Annotated in this window: 12 protein-coding genes and 1 pseudogene; 9 read left to right on the top strand and 4 right to left on the bottom strand. The window is 63.9% G+C overall.

Going from position 1 to position 13,791, the window contains the following annotated elements; all coding sequences use genetic code 11:
- From ACTWQE_RS23580 to ACTWQE_RS23590, 3 genes are read left to right on the top strand one after another with little or no spacing between them, the layout of a single operon-like run.
- Complete coding sequence (locus tag ACTWQE_RS23580; RefSeq protein WP_443331026.1) at nucleotides 1-2,991, top strand: Z1 domain-containing protein; 2,991 nt, start codon at nucleotides 1-3, stop codon at nucleotides 2,989-2,991.
- 54 nt (nucleotides 2,992-3,045) lie between these two features.
- On the top strand, nucleotides 3,046-4,092 hold the full coding sequence (locus tag ACTWQE_RS23585) for a DNA cytosine methyltransferase (RefSeq protein WP_443331027.1): 1,047 nt from the start codon (nucleotides 3,046-3,048) through the stop codon (nucleotides 4,090-4,092).
- Nucleotides 4,093-4,126: 34 nt separating this feature from the next.
- Nucleotides 4,127-5,317 carry a DNA cytosine methyltransferase gene (locus tag ACTWQE_RS23590; protein WP_443331028.1) on the top strand — a complete coding sequence of 397 codons (1,191 nt, stop codon included), beginning with the start codon at nucleotides 4,127-4,129 and terminating at the stop codon, nucleotides 5,315-5,317.
- On the opposite strand, the gene ACTWQE_RS23595 is transcribed toward ACTWQE_RS23590, so the two are convergent.
- From ACTWQE_RS23595 to ACTWQE_RS23605, 3 genes are read right to left on the bottom strand one after another with little or no spacing between them, the layout of a single operon-like run.
- Entirely contained in the window at nucleotides 5,292-6,230 is a 939-nt protein-coding gene (locus ACTWQE_RS23595; RefSeq protein WP_443331029.1) for a DUF6339 family protein, read from the bottom strand. The genes ACTWQE_RS23590 and ACTWQE_RS23595 overlap by 26 nt on opposite strands.
- Entirely contained in the window at nucleotides 6,230-7,198 is a 969-nt protein-coding gene (locus ACTWQE_RS23600; protein WP_443331030.1) for a hypothetical protein, read from the bottom strand. The genes ACTWQE_RS23595 and ACTWQE_RS23600 overlap by 1 nt, the downstream gene beginning before the upstream one ends.
- Complete coding sequence (locus ACTWQE_RS23605; RefSeq protein ID WP_443331031.1) at nucleotides 7,195-9,291, bottom strand: helix-turn-helix domain-containing protein; 2,097 nt, start codon at nucleotides 9,289-9,291, stop codon at nucleotides 7,195-7,197. Before ACTWQE_RS23605 ends, ACTWQE_RS23600 begins: the two co-directional genes overlap by 4 nt.
- Nucleotides 9,292-9,463: 172 nt before the next feature.
- Here ACTWQE_RS23605 and ACTWQE_RS23610 point away from each other — a divergent pair, with 172 nt between their 5' ends.
- On the top strand, nucleotides 9,464-9,628 hold the full coding sequence (locus ACTWQE_RS23610; RefSeq protein ID WP_443331032.1) for a hypothetical protein: 165 nt from the start codon (nucleotides 9,464-9,466) through the stop codon (nucleotides 9,626-9,628).
- Between the two features lie 65 nt (nucleotides 9,629-9,693).
- Here the strand turns inward: ACTWQE_RS23610 and ACTWQE_RS23615 are convergent, their stop codons facing one another.
- A complete protein-coding gene (locus tag ACTWQE_RS23615; RefSeq protein WP_443331033.1) occupies nucleotides 9,694-10,338 on the bottom strand; it encodes an ATP-binding protein in 645 nt (214 codons plus the stop codon).
- A gap of 203 nt (nucleotides 10,339-10,541) precedes the next feature.
- On the opposite strand from ACTWQE_RS23615, the gene ACTWQE_RS23620 reads away from it, so the two are divergent.
- From ACTWQE_RS23620 to ACTWQE_RS23640, 5 genes and pseudogenes are all read left to right on the top strand, one after another.
- A complete protein-coding gene (locus ACTWQE_RS23620) occupies nucleotides 10,542-11,390 on the top strand; it encodes a helix-turn-helix domain-containing protein (protein ID WP_443331034.1) in 849 nt (282 codons plus the stop codon).
- A complete protein-coding gene (locus tag ACTWQE_RS23625; protein ID WP_443331035.1) occupies nucleotides 11,387-11,602 on the top strand; it encodes a DUF397 domain-containing protein in 216 nt (71 codons plus the stop codon). The genes ACTWQE_RS23620 and ACTWQE_RS23625 overlap by 4 nt, the downstream gene beginning before the upstream one ends.
- 8 nt (nucleotides 11,603-11,610) lie before the next feature.
- Nucleotides 11,611-12,239: pseudogene (locus ACTWQE_RS23630) on the top strand (sugar O-acetyltransferase).
- Between the two features lie 56 nt (nucleotides 12,240-12,295).
- Nucleotides 12,296-12,889, top strand: a complete 594-nt coding sequence (locus ACTWQE_RS23635) for a DUF4291 domain-containing protein (protein ID WP_443331036.1) — start codon at nucleotides 12,296-12,298, stop codon at nucleotides 12,887-12,889.
- Between the two features lie 249 nt (nucleotides 12,890-13,138).
- Complete coding sequence (locus ACTWQE_RS23640; RefSeq protein WP_443331037.1) at nucleotides 13,139-13,546, top strand: hypothetical protein; 408 nt, start codon at nucleotides 13,139-13,141, stop codon at nucleotides 13,544-13,546.
- Nucleotides 13,547-13,791 lie beyond the last annotated feature (245 nt).

The raw sequence follows: 13,791 nt of genomic DNA on the forward strand, positions 1-13,791 counted from the left end.
ATGAAGCCTGAGACCACGACGGCCGAAGTTCTCCTCAAACTGCACCAAGCGGCCTTGGCCGGGATGCAGGCGGCCGGGCCGATGCCACTCGCACCTACACTCGGCCTCTACGCCCAGCTCCAGGCTCCGGGAGCAGACATCTCCGAATCCGCGTTCCGGGAGATACTCGCCGCCTCCGGAGAAGGTCCCCAGGCATTGATACGCCTATGGCGTCGACAACTCACGGACTGGGACTACACCACCAGTGCGTCCACCAACGATTGGGCCGACGCCTCGGATCCGCGCACGGATGAACGTCGCACCGCGGTCTTCGACCGCTTGGGCCTCGAGCAGGCGACCCGTAAGGCGCTCGATACGGAGATCCCCGTACAGAAGAAGGCCGGCGCGGTCGTCATCAGCCAGAAGCACAAGCCATGGCGTCAGGCGGGCGTACCTCGCGGAGTCGACTGGTACTGGCCTGCCTACGAGCGGTACCTACGGGATCAGAAGGGTTGGCGGCCGGAGACGGTATCCGATCTGGGCGAGGCCGCCGAGCAGGTCGTCGCACGTCTGGCGGATCCGACAGCCCCGGAGGTGTACCAGTCGAAGGGCTTGGTCGTCGGATACGTTCAGTCCGGAAAGACCGCCAATTTCACCGGCGTCATCGCCAAGGCGGTCGACGCAGGTTATCGGTTGGTCATCGTTCTCGGCGGCACGCTGGACCTGCTGCGTGCGCAGACGCAGCGCCGCTTGGACATGGAACTGGTCGGCCGAGAGAACATCATGCGCGGAACCTCGGAGATCGACTCTGACTACGCCGACGACATGGCTTGGCTACGTGGCCGATTCCTCGCCCATGGCGGTATGCCATCGGAGCTCGGAGCCTTCGACATCGAGCGGTTGACCACTCGCGAGAACGACTACAAGTCCCTCGCACAGGGCATCCGTGCCCTCCAGATCGAGAAGCGAGAGAAGAATCTTCCGCTCTACGATCCGCGCAACCTCGACCACGCTGCCGTTCGGCTGATGGTGGTCAAGAAGAACAAGACAGTACTGAACAAGCTCGTCAAGGATCTCGAGAAGATCAAGGGTCTACTCGGGGAGATCCCCGCACTCATCGTCGATGACGAGTCGGATGAAGCCTCTCCCAACACTACAAACCCGAGGAGGAGCGGCAGTGCGGACCGCACCGCAATCAACCAGAAGCTGGCGGAGCTGCTCCGGTTGCTACCTCGCGCCCAGTATGTCGGCTACACGGCAACTCCCTTCGCGAACGTCTTCATCGACCCGAGCGACACCGAGGACATCTTTCCCAAGGACTTTCTGATCTCCCTGCGACGACCTGACGGGTACATGGGGGTCCAGGAATTCCATGACCTCGACCTGGCTCCGGACGACGAGCGAAGCCCGGCCAATTCCAATGAGTTGGCCTATGTGCGGGACATCGGGACCTCAGAGGACGAAGAGGACGACCCAAGCCTCCGCAAGGCTCTGGACATGTTCGTCCTCACCGGCGCAATGAAGATCTACCGCGAGGCCGAGGACCTACGGGTGACGGAGGGGCAATTCCGGCACCACACGATGCTGGTGCATGAGTCCCGGCTGACCTCGGAGCATCGCGACCTGAACACGCGCATATTGCGCTTGTGGGACGAAGGCGGCTATGTGGGTCCGGCCGGGCGTGAGCGTCTGCGCCGGCTCTTCGAGTTCGACGTCGCACCCGTGTCGCGCCAACGTGCGGACGGCTATGCGGTGCCTGCCTCCTTCGACGAACTGGCACCGCACATCGGGGCAGCGTGGACCCGGATCGGCGGCGACGACAGGCCGGTGATCGTCGTCAACGGGGACAAGGACATTGAGCGAGGCGAGGCCGACTTCGACCGTCGCGCCATTTGGAAGATCCTGATCGGTGGCCAGAAGCTCTCTCGGGGCTTCACGGTGGAGGGACTCACGGTCACCTACTACCGGCGACGCGCAGGCAACGCTTCGACGATGATGCAAATGGGCCGCTGGTTCGGCTTCCGCAAGGGCTACCGTGACCTGGTTCGCCTGTGGATCGGACGCAACGAGTCGGCAGGGGGCAAGAGTTCCAAAGAGATCGACCTCTACGATGCCTTCGAGGCGATCTGCCGCGACGAGGAGTCCTTCCGTGAGCAGCTCGAGCAGTACTCCAAGCTGATCGACGGCAAGCCGCAGGTCACGCCTGCCCAAATCCCACCGCTGGTGTCACAGCATTTCCCTGGCCTTCCCCCGGCGAGCGCCAACAAAATGTATAACGCCCGGCTGGTGGAGGTTCGTTCACCTGGCCGCTGGGAAGAACCCACGGCCTATCCCACCCTTTCGCAAGCGGCCGCGCTTCGGCATAATCTGAGCCTTTGGCTTCCCGTTCTTCAGATCCTTTCGACCTCTCCGACGACGTTGTCGTACCGTTGGACCGAAACAGGCACGATCGATCGGTTCAGCGCCCTGACGGGGCTGGTCGGAGCGCAAGATATCCTTGAGTTGCTTCGCTCCTTGAAATGGAACGCAGCTCAACAGTTCGCTCCGAACCTCACATACTTGGAGGAAATCACCGAGGTGCGCCCAGAGGTCGACGATTGGCTTGTCCTCGCCCCCCAGCATGCTTCGGGAAACAAGAGTCTCCCCCTTGGAGACTCGGGGCGCCTGTTCTCGTGGTTCGGCCGCGAACGTCGGCGCGACCCGTACTTCGGAGCCATCAGCGACCCGAAACACCGCCCTGCGGCACTGCGCATCGCCGGTGCCCTGGAATCGAGCGGTGATGCGATCACGGAGGCCTTCGTTCATGCTCGTCGTGGCGTCATCGCCCTGTACCCCGTCTTGGAGACCAAGCAGCCCAACGCCTTCACGGCAAGTGGTGAGGTCAACCCGAAGCAGCTGGTGATGGCCTTCAGCTTCATCGCGCCTGCCTCCGCTCACGGTCGGGACGACCGGGTGGTTCGCTTCACTACCGTCGACTCGTCCCGCGAGGACGACGCGATCATTGATATCTGACCCGCCCGGTTTCGGAAAGTTCTTCCGGGGGTTTCCACGACCGCACACGCAACTGTGCTCCTGAAGGAGATAACTGCATTGCCCCCAGCACACCTCACGTCGCTCGAGATCTGCGCCGGCGCGGGAGGCCAGGCACTGGGTCTCGAGCGAGCAGGTTTCACGCCGGTGCTGCTGATAGACAGCGACGAGAACTCGTGCAAGACGCTGCAGCTCAACCGTCCGCGGTGGGAGGTGCTGCGGACGGACGTCCTGGACTTCGACCCTGAGGAGTATCCGACTACCTACGACGTCGATCTACTCGCCGGAGGGCTTCCACGGGTCAGGTCGGCTGCGACTGTCCTCAGGCCGGAACGCGGGCGGGAACGTGAACTACTGGAGGCAGCTGTATGGCTGGCCCACTCGGTGCAGCCTCGGGCCATCCTGCTGGAGAACGTCCCGGACCTGGCGACGTCCGAGAAGTTCGAGGGCATCCGTGCATGGATGGCAGACAACCTCGCGCATGTGGGCTTCCGAATCACCTGGCGTGTGCTTGATGCGGCGGACTTCGGCGTCTCACAACATCGCAAACAGGCCTTCCTTGTCGCCTTGCGGGAACGAGAGTTCCCGCTGTTTCAGTGGCCTGAGCCTTCGGGCGAGTCCCCTCGAACGGTCGGCGAACTCCTGGGCCCCTCCATGGCAAGCGGTGGATGGCCCGGGGCCGCCGCATGGGCGGCGAAGGCCGACACCCTGGCGCCCGCCATCGTCGGCGGATCGGCCAACCGGGGCGGGGCGGACTTGGGGCCCAGCGGCACGAAACGTGCCTGGGAACGGCTTGGCGTCAACGGCAACAGCATCGCCGACGGAATCCCGGGACCCGATTTCCCGCCGGAGTCCCTGCCGAAGCTCAACGTCCGCCATGCGGCCATGATTCAAGGTTTCCCCGATCAGTGGCGGTTCTTCGGGCGCAAGACGTCTGTCTACCGACAGGTGGGGCACGCCTCGCCACCACCCGTCGCGGAAGCAGTGGGTCGCAGTATCGCCGCCGCTCTGACGACGTACCCGCAGGCGGACCACCCCCCGTCCGCGGTCGGCGAGAGCACACGAGGGCCACGGACTGGTTAGTGAGCACCGCCGGCGGCCGGCTAAACTCCCCACCATGAGCGCCGACAGCATCCCCCAGCCGGTCAACGTCGTTGATCTCTTCGCTGGGTGCGGCGGCTTCACGGAAGGGTTCCGCTCCTTCCGGCCCGTTGGGCACTCGGCGCCGGTCTTCCGATCTGTGGCGGCTGTGGAACACGACGTCGCCGCCGCCTCCACATACGCCGCCAACTTCGCGAACGAGGCGGACGGGGAGCATCACATGCACGCGGGCGAGATCGAGGACTGGAAGCCGCTCGATCATGGCATCGACGCGGAGGTGGTCCTCGGCGGCCCTCCTTGCCAAGGCTTCTCAGGCCTCGGCCTGGAGGATGCGGACGATCCGCGGAACCAGCTCTGGCGTCAGTACCTCCGCGTGGTCGATGACATCGAGCCCAAGGTCTTCGTGATTGAGAACGTGGATCGATTCCTTCGCTCCCCAGAATTCGCTGCCCTGCACGCCGCTACGGAGAAGCCGGACGGCGCGTTGCGCCAATACAAACTCGTTGAGCACACAGTGCTGAATGCGGCCGACTATGGCGTTCCTCAATCGCGGCGGCGTGCCATAGTCATCGGCGTGCATCGAGATATCAAGAGCCTCGAAGGCCTCACCTATCCAGCCAAAACGCACGCCAAGGTTCCGGATACACTTCCCGATGAGACGCTGCCGGGCTCAGCAGTGGTCCAGCCCTGGGTCGGGGTCGGCCCGGCCGTCTTTGCGAAGACACTCATTCCCACCCGAACGACACAACTTCCGGAACGCACATGCAATCCGCTTGGCAACCATGAACTTCCCGGCTATTTCCATACCCCCGAACTGCACATCGGGAGACAGCCGACGGAGCACTCCTTGGAGCGCTACAAGGCGATCGGTAGGGGTGGAAACCGACACGACCTGCCGGTGCACCTTTCGACCCCGAAGTGGCTTGCCCATCGCACTGGGTCGCACGACGTCATGGGACGCTTGTACTGGGACAGGCCGTCCGTGACAATTCGAACCGAGTTCTACAAACCTGAGAAGGGGCGCTATCTGCACCCCTTCGCCTGGCGTCCGATCACCCACTACGAAGCTGCCTTGATCCAAGGGTTCCCACCATCATTCAAGTGGTGCGGCAGCAAGATTCAGATCGGCCGACAGATCGGCAACGCCGTTCCCGTGGGGCTTTCCCGAGCCCTCGCCGGTGTCATTTACCAGGCTTTGAGAGGCTGACCCCCTTCGCTGTTCTCGCCTCTTCATCCTTCGGCTTCCGTTGCCTGATTGATACACCGTCCAAGAGCTTTTCGAATTGGCTCACCAGAGTATCGACGGATGAGCGAGGTATGCGCCCGTCATCGGGGCCATCGGGAAGACTCTCCCATGGTACGTCCGGATCCACCTCCGCCTCATGGATCCATTTCTGGAGCTCATGCAGGTCCGGTGGAAGATCGGGCGCTATGACGTCGTACATCAAGGTGCTACCAGCAACATTCACCGCTGACGACAGAGCATTGGCGTGATCGCCGAGTAGCGGCGTTCCGGCAAGGGCCAACTTCTCCAAGACGCGCACGATGGCTAGAGCAGTCGGTCGATGGTCGATCACGTCGAGACGCAGGGTGGTGTTCAGCACATCCTGATTCCCACACGCGAACTCCGCACTGCGATAGTCGCCACCGTCACGGAATAGCTCCGCTACCCACCAGAGACGGGCGAATGCATGTTTGTAGTGTGGCCCAGTGAAGCGGTCCGCGGTTGCCGCCGGGCTCAAACCGGACTTTTTGGAAGTGGCCTTGTGTCGCCACACCACATAGTCGGGAGCAACTGCCAGAGCGACGAAATTCCACAGCTCGGGATCAGATGCCTCCGCACGTGTCATCCGTATCGTCGCATGCAATCGTGGGGCCAGCCAGGCGTCCGCATGAGTGCGCGCATCGCGGAACCTTCTCATCGCCTCCTCCACCAACCCCCGTACGGCACCTGCCTGCCACCGTGCCCCGGCATCGCTCATCGGTTTGCTCGCTCTGAGAAGAGCCACCTTCGGCGGTTCCTCGTGGCCTGATAGCACACTGTGCGTCAAATACTTCACAGCAACCGTGCCGGGCAAGAGGGCAAGATGTTCCGGCCCCTCCCCGCGTATCCCAGCCATCAGCCCACTCCTCCACTGCTGCTCAACGCTCGGACCGCTGTCCTGAGATTTTTCGGTACGCGTGCCCGCCGGGATGCCGCGTACTGAATATTTGTTTGCAGCTCGGCCCAGCCGTTACCGCTGACGCGGCGGCTATGTATTTCAAGCAAGGCATCCGCCATGGAGGCGTTGGGCACAATATCGGGCAGCATCGTATGCAGGACTGATTCGCGCCAGTCGGAGGGGATTTGTGGCGTGCCATCGTCGTCGAACTCCAGATCGCACACCGAGGCGTGAAACATTGCCGTCCACACTTCGTCGGCAATCTGTGCCGCCACCAACCCCCGTACGCCCTTTTCGACGTCATTTCTCGTGGCCTTGAGGATATCATTCAATCCCTCAAAGGCAGTGTTGAGGTAGACGGTCGGAACTTCTGCTGTGGTTTCCAGCAACCAGGGCGACTCCTTGAACGGCCTGAGCCATTCCTCCGGCCCGTCCCGGAAATCCAGCTCAACAATGTTCACGGCACGCTTCCGTTCCGGAGTGCGTGCCGTGAGGTCCACTGTCCACGGAAGTTCCGCACTTCCGACCACCCGCCCCGCCACTTCGTCCACCGTGGCAACAACGTTCACGGACAAAGTTGCTCGAGCACGATGAAGATCGCGAGCCATCGCAACGCTGCCGGTCCACAGACCATCCGCCTCTTTCGAAAGCGGGCGGACGGTACGGGCGTTGGTCGCCCTCTCGGTGAGCACCGCGACACAGGAAACATTCGCCCACGGGCCCTCCGCAATTTCCCGCTCGGGCAGGGTCGCTCGCACATGAAGCATGGCTTCGCTCCACACCGAACGCTCCGCCTCGTGCAGTGCCACCATCTGATCGCCTCTGGAGATCATGGAATAGGGCAGAGCGTGGTCATCGAGTGACACCCTGACGATTTCCAGGCCAACGTCACCGGCAAGCGTCCGATAGGGGACCAAGGTCCTCATGCGGCCCCTCCGCGAGCTCGCTGAACATCGACGACCAGCTTGGCGAGCGATGCGGAGACCGGATGACTGACAACTTCCGTAACGCCGGCGAACCTGGCACTACGAACTCCCGGTTCGATCAGGAGGTTTCCGTTTTCCACCCGGCAGTTCTCCCCTCCTGTGAGCTCCGCCCAGTGGAGGGTTGGCCTACTCCCTGACCTGACATCGAACTTCGCGACCGGTGTCAGCAGCCAGGGCTCCTCCCGAGGGGGCAGCCTGAGCTCTGCCTCGACCCGCCAGGCGCCCCCTGGATCAACTGAACCATCCAAGTGACGGATCGTCGGGTGTCCTTCGTTGCGTCGCCCGCCGGCAGGGCCATCCAATTCGAGAAGTTCCTGAAGAACCTTGGGGCCTCCATTGGCCCTTACCCCCTTGCGGCCGACGATGCCGCGAACGGCTGCGTCGACATCGGCTCGAAACTCCTTGAGTCTAGACAGCGCTCCACGAGCGTATGTCACCGCCAGTTCCTCAGTCTTGTCCCACTTGTCATGCTCGGGAGGCTCCGAAGCCCGCAGAAATGCTTCCGCAGAAGCAATCTCGACTCCCTCCTCTCCCGTTGCATACCCTGCCAGGAGGACAGCTTGGAACGGATCCGTACCGATCGGTATTTCCCGTGGTCTACGGGACATCACCGTCATCCGGCTTCCACGCATGCATACCACCTTGCTGTGCACACGATCGCTGTCGTCAGCCGGGGTGACCAGTAGGACGGCGTGGTGCACGATTCTCTCGCCCGAGCGCGGCCCAGCACTGCGTCGCGGCGGTACGACAAGGGGCACACGCACCAGCGCCACCTGGTCCCCGGCGGTGAACTCTTCGACAGTCTCACCATCCAGGTAGGCCTTCAGCGCGCGCGCATGGGCCGGATGATGCTCATGTGGATTCACCCGCTGTTCCGCTATGAAGACGTTTTCGTTCCGCAAGGTGGTGACCGATGCCTGGAGAAGCGGAGCAGCGGAAACTCCTGCAGTCATTGCAGCCCAGAAGTTGTCTGCCAATGCCTCGACCAGCTTGGTGTGCATGTCCGAGAGGTCCAGTGCGTCCTTTCCCCTGTCGTCGCCCGCATCGTGGGCACCCACAATCAGAAAGGAAGTACCGGCCTCATCGCTTTCACGTTCCAGATGCAACGAACGCGCTGTCTCCTCGTCACCCCACCAGGAACGGGATACCCCTCTGTAGCCAGGAGCGGAGTCGGGTTCGCCGAGCCATGCCGGTCCGGCGAATGCCTCGCCGTACACCTTTCGCCACGGCAGATCCAGTCGTCCGATGAGCCGCCGTTGGGTGTGCCCCTCGTACGGCTCGGAGAGTGTGCTGTTCATGAGCACAAGACCCAGTCGGCTGTTGGCCCAAAGAGTCGCCTTGCCGAGTCCGAACGAGCCACCGGCGTGGCCACTCCTCTTGTGGCTGTCGAGCTGTCGGCGCACAACTGCGGCGAACCTGCCGTCGTCGTACTCAGGTCCTGTAAGGCCTGATGCGTTGTAATCGTCGATGCGAAGGAGCAGGAGACTTTCGGTCTTCTCCATCTCACGCAGCCCCTCGGCCAGAACTCGCCCCACCTTCTGCGGATGCTGAGCAGCCGAGGCGTAGTGAGGTTCGAGGTCATCCCACCGCAAGGCGTCGAGGAAGCGCTTCAGGTGCTCGCCGCTGAGTTCGTGCAGGGTGAAGCGGACGCGTACCGGTCGATTCGAATCGAGGCGCTCGTCCAGGCTGTTCTGGGTCGCCTCACGCGCCAGCACTGCGAGATCGGCTTCGAAGGCGAAGGCAGCCGCATTGCCGAACTCCCGCCCCCCGTCGGCGTATGCCTTGCGGTGATACCAGCTGCGATCGACAACTCGTGGCTTGTCGTCCTGGAAGGATGTGGCGGAGCCTGCGGGCAGCCCAAGACTCTTCTCGATGGCCGTGAGCTTGTCCGCTCGTGGCATGGCCCGGTTGTTGACCCAGGCAGACACCCCTGCCCGGGTCATCTTCAGCTCTTCAGCAAGTTCTGCCTGGCTGATGCCCCTCCGACGCAACTGGCGCTCCAGCCAGACACCGAACGTTCCGACTTCGCCCATCGCACCTCTCCGCAACCCAGACGTCTCCAGTGCGAACCGAGGCTAGTTTGACGGCTGTTGGCCGTCAAACGAAAGTTGACACTGCGTTCGATTCGGGGTGCTACCGTTCATCGCACCAACGCCAACTCCCTGTCCTCACCCGGCGCCAGACTCCGCAGAAGGGCTGCTGATCATGTCCGAGCCGGCACGTATCGAGTACACGCTCGAGGTCAGCAAGTCTGACCCTGCATCCATCACCGTGCACCACGCCACTGGCGGCACTGCCATCACGATCGATCCCACACCCCACCCGGTGCGCATCTCCATCCACGAGGTCCCGATGGCGGACCCTGACTGAAACATCCGCAGAGGGGGCAACACCGAGCAGCCGGGTCGCAGCACACCACTCATTCGTCCAAATGGTCAGCTGTCGGCCTCGAAATGCATCTGAGCCCGGTCGAGGGTCTGGTCCGGGTCACGGCCGTGCGCTCTGAGCCAGTGGAGGAGGTCTGCAATCAGGTCTACCGCAGCCTCCTCCGCCACGGCGCGGCCGAGCGGTGTGACGCCCAATGGGGGCGAAGGCAGGTCACGTCCATAGAGAGTGAGCAGGGCTTCGGCCTTGGCCACTCGCCGGCCTACGCCCTGGCCCCCTTTCTCGGCATCGAGTCCAGTGCCGATCTCACACCATGTCGTCTTGCCCGACGCTGTTGGGGTGACTCCCCAACGATCCGTCAGCGCCTGGATCAAGGTCATTCCACGGCCGGATTCTGCGTGAAGCTCGACGTTCAGAAGGGTGGGCAGCGCCCGGGCATCAGGGTCGCTGACTTCGATGCGGACGTACGTGCCCCGCATGGAGAGCGCCAACGTGGTGGGCGTCCCCGGACCCACGTGCGTGATCACGTTGGCGACGAGCTCGCTCACACAGAGCTCAACGGCGTCCACCAGTTCGGGTAGCCCCCACTGCGTCAGGTGGGTCCGAATGATCCGCCGCAGGGCGGCAACCTCCTCGGGTTCAGCCAAGAAGGCGAGGTCCCACGCCCTCCTCGACATGCAGTGAACGATCTCCATGCGTGCTTGCCTCTCTACTCAGCGAAGCCCGGACGATCACCAACCGTGACCGCTCCAGGACTCGTCGTCACTCAATGCTGAAGCATTGCAGCTGCCCCATCCCGTCGTGCAATGTGCATAAACGGATTCGCTCCATTGGGTGATTGGCGTGCCCGAGGTCTTCCGACCAGACTGAACGCTCGCTACAGCAGGAGGAGTTCAAGGTGGCCGGTTCACCCACCGCTCGGCGCCGTCGACTGGCAATCGAGCTCAAGAAGCTCCGCGAAGACAACAAGCTCACGTGCAACCAGGTGGGCGAGGCATTGGATTGGAGCGGGTCGAAGGTCAACCGTCTGGAGACCGGGAGCGGTCGAGTGCAGCCGTCTGACGTGGATGCGCTCTGCCGCTTCTACGAGACTTCTGATGAACTGCGGGAGTTCCTCAAGAGACTTGCCAAGGACTCAAAGGTGCGTGGCTGGTGGCACGCCCACGGCAGCGCCGTGCCCCCATGGTTCTCTGTCTACGTGGGCTTGGAGCAAGACGCCTCCAGCCTGCGTCAGTACCAGTGTGAGTTTGTACCGGGGTTGATGCAGACAGCCGCCTACGCCGCCGAGTTGCACCGAGCCACCAATCAACTCACGGCCGATGATCTCGAGCGCGCAGTGAGCGTGCGGATGGAGCGGCAGACGCTCCTCACTGCCGAGGATCCGCCTGACCTGTGGGCGATCGTGCATGAGAGTGTGCTGCGGCACGTTGTCGGGGGTCGAGAGGTGATGTGCGCCCAGCTCGAACATATGCTGGACGTAAACCGGTTGAAGAACGTCACACTGCAAGTCATCCCGTTCACGGCGGGCACCTATCCGGCAACAGGAGCCTTCACGATCTTGGGCTTCCCTGAGCAGGAGGATCCTGACGTCGTGTACCGGGATGGGCTGACGGACGCTGTCTACCTCGAAGCAACGGACGACGTCGGCCAGTACACGAAGGCATTCGACAACCTTCGAGCCATCGCATCGAGCCCGCCGCGATCGGCGCTGCTGATCGAACGCACACTGGAGGAGTTCTCCCGATGAGCACTGCGTCCCACTCCATACGGGCCAACGCTGTTTGGCACAAGAGCAGCTACAGCAACGGCTCGGGCGGCGAGTGTGTGGAGGTAACGACGCATGATCCCGCCATTACGGGCGTACGGGACTCGAAGGACCCGAACGGCCCGGTGCTCCTATTCCCCTCAACGGCCTGGGCCCACTTCGTCGCAGCTGTACGGCAAGGGGAACTCATCTAGGGACAGTCGTGGGGGAGAACAAGCAGCGCATGCTGGCCGGTGAGTGGTACATCCCCGACGATGCCGAGCTGGGGGCCGACACCGTACGCCGTAGCGAGCTGTGCGCGGCGTACAACGCGGCCGCCCTGTCCGTCCCCGAGGAGCGTCACAGGATTCTGGCGCAGCTGCTCGGCTCGGTGGGGGAAGGGGTACGGATCCGGCCTCCCTCCCAGTGCGACTACGGCTACCACATCCGCATCGGCGCCCGTACGTTCGTCAACTTCGGCGCTGTCTTCCTCGATGCGGCGCCGATCACCATCGGTGCGGAGGTGCAGATCGGGCCCAACGTGCAGCTGCTGACCCCGGTCCACGAGCTGGACGCGGAGCGACGGCGGCCGGTTGGGAAAGAGCGGTCCCGGTGTCGGTCGGTGACAACGTCTGGCTGGGCGGCGGGGTGATCGTCTGCCCCGGGGTGACCATCGGCGAGAACACGGTGGTCGGCGCCGGTGCCGTGGTGGCCAAGGACCTGCCGCCGGGCGTCCTGGCGGTCGGCAACCCGGCCCGGGTCATCCGAACCCTGGACGCGTCGCGGACTGCTTCGCCCCGGCCCTCCGCCACCGCCGACCCCGCCGACCCCGCAGACCTGGGGCGCCCCTGAGCCCGGGCGGTTTATTCGATGGCCGTCCTCCGGCGGGCGGCCTCATCGTGTCCACCATGGATGCACCACAGCAGCAGATCCGCGCGCTCCACACGGAGTCCACGGTCACCGTCTACCAGGCGTACGCTCCCGCGCTCGGCCTCCCCGCGGCTCGGGACGGCCGCTTCCCCGGTGCTTGGAAGCGGGACCGGATGACGTGGATCAAGCCGTCGTTCCTGTGGATGATGTACCGCTGCGCCTGGGGCGTTAAGGAGGGCCAGGAGACCGTTCTCGCCGTCGAGATCACCCGCGAGGGGTTCGAGTGGGCGCTGCGTCACGCGTGCCTGTCCCACTACGAGCCCGGCCTGCACCCCGACCGGGCGGCGTGGAAACGGGAGTTGAGGCGCGCACCGGCCCGCGTCCAGTGGGATCCCGAGCGCGACCTGCGCCTGCGGGCCCTGCCGTATCGCTCGCTTCAGCTCGGGCTCTCGGGCGAAGCCGCTCGGCGGTACGCGGACGAGTGGACGACCGCCGTCACCGACGTGACTCCGCTCGCCCACGAGGTCCACGCCCTGGTGCGCGACGGCGAACTGGACGCCGCGGCCCGGCTGCTGCCCGGGGAAACCCCGTATCCGGCGGGGGAGGATCTCTTGGCACGTGTGCGGGCGTAGAGCGCGTACGGGCATCGGCGCAGCGGATCTGAAGTAGCGGGTGCACGGCGGCCGGGAGCCGGGCGCAGGGGATGGGCGTGGCGGCTGTGGCACGGTCCTGACCAGGGGCGAACGTGCCATGTGGGGCGCTGTCAACTAGTGTGCAGCTCACGGGTTGTTAACGAATCAATGATGTTCCTGCGGTCTGGGATTCACAGTGGTCGGCGAGGATGAGATCGCCGGCAGCGCGCGGGAACGGGGGGAGGCGCAATGACACGACGCGGAACCCTCACGGATGTTGTCGGCGCCCTGATCGCCTTCCTGTTCGCTGCCCTGCTGTGCTCGATGGCCGTCACATGCCCCGTCATCGCCGACTTGCCTGACGGGCGTACCAGCGGTTTCTCCCACGAGACGAAGCCCTTTCCCAAGGACTCGTCCCGGGACGGCCTCGATCCCGAGTACGGGCCCCTGCCGCATCCCAACGGCAGACGGTCGTACGGTCCCCCGACCGCGCACGCGGTCCCTCAGAATCTCCGTCTCTTCTCGGACGTCAGCCGCCGTGGTGGCTTGGCCTTCACCCTGTCCCACGGCCGGCCCACGGCGCATGCGCCACCCTCCGGTCCGCTCGGGCAGCGTCCCGCGGCGCGGCCCGCCGTCCTCCAGGTGTTCCGCCTCTGATCGAACCAGTCGGTGCTCGCACGGCTTTTCCCCACTTCCACCTGCGATCCGATCAGGACGACCCACCACCGCATGCCCGTCGCGGGCGTGCAGGAGGAACACCATGCACATGTTGAAGAAGAACGCCGCTGCCTTTCGTGAGCGGGCTGCCGTGTCGGCCGAGGAGTTCGGCCGTCTTGCGAGTGGTCAGTCTCCGGAGGCGTTGTTCATCACCTGCTCCGACTCCCGGGTGATCCCTTCGTTGA

The organism is Streptomyces sp. 8N706, from assembly GCF_052245415.1.
Lineage (GTDB): Bacteria > Actinomycetota > Actinomycetes > Streptomycetales > Streptomycetaceae > Streptomyces.